The organism is Corynebacterium pilbarense (assembly GCF_026930265.1).
Classification (GTDB): Bacteria; Actinomycetota; Actinomycetes; order Mycobacteriales; family Mycobacteriaceae; genus Corynebacterium; species Corynebacterium pilbarense.
Genome location: NZ_JANRML010000136.1, coordinates 1 through 559, shown reverse-complemented (window position 1 = coordinate 559; position 559 = coordinate 1). Strand labels below are relative to the sequence as shown.

At 45.8% G+C, this 559-nt stretch carries 1 protein-coding gene; it reads right to left on the bottom strand.

Annotation, left to right across the window (positions count from 1 at the left end; all coding sequences use genetic code 11):
• Positions 1-142 precede the first annotated feature (142 nt).
• A partial coding sequence (locus tag NUW87_RS11570) for a hypothetical protein (RefSeq protein ID WP_269028681.1) occupies positions 143-559 on the bottom strand: 417 nt, incomplete at its 5' end.

Sequence of the window (559 nt, the reverse complement as noted above, 5' to 3'; positions counted from 1 at the left end):
GAAACATTGGTCCTCCTCACATTGCTACTTTGAGCCTTCCGGGTCTCACAATTGGATTACCGGTATGGTTATTTTCCACTCAGGTAATCCCGAATGCAGTAAGTGCTTCGGTCGTAAGCACTTCCCCCCAAGAGCATCAACCTCATGTTGATCCTTCACCTTCTTCACCAGTAAGGTCTTCTTCACCTTCTTTTCTTGCAATGTCGCCTTCTGTTTCATCTTCTTCGTCGGGTGAAAGTTCTGAAGATAGTAACCCGGTGAATAAGAAGAAGAAGAAACGAAAGAATAAGAAGAAGAAAAATAAGCAAGGGTCAAAACCTCCAACCACTGTCAAACATGTTGGAAAACAACCAGTTACTGTTAATCGTGCTGGGAGTGTTGATGATGTCAAGATCACCCAAACAACCTGTAAGCCCAAGTACCCTTGCAGGCTTTGTAAGGGTAGCCATCTTCTTAAGGATTGCCCTGGTCTATCCAAGGTTATAGAAGTATGGTCCACACGCCCTCGCCAACCCATGTCGTCAGCCTCTGAACAACATGCTGATGACCCCCCGTCAAC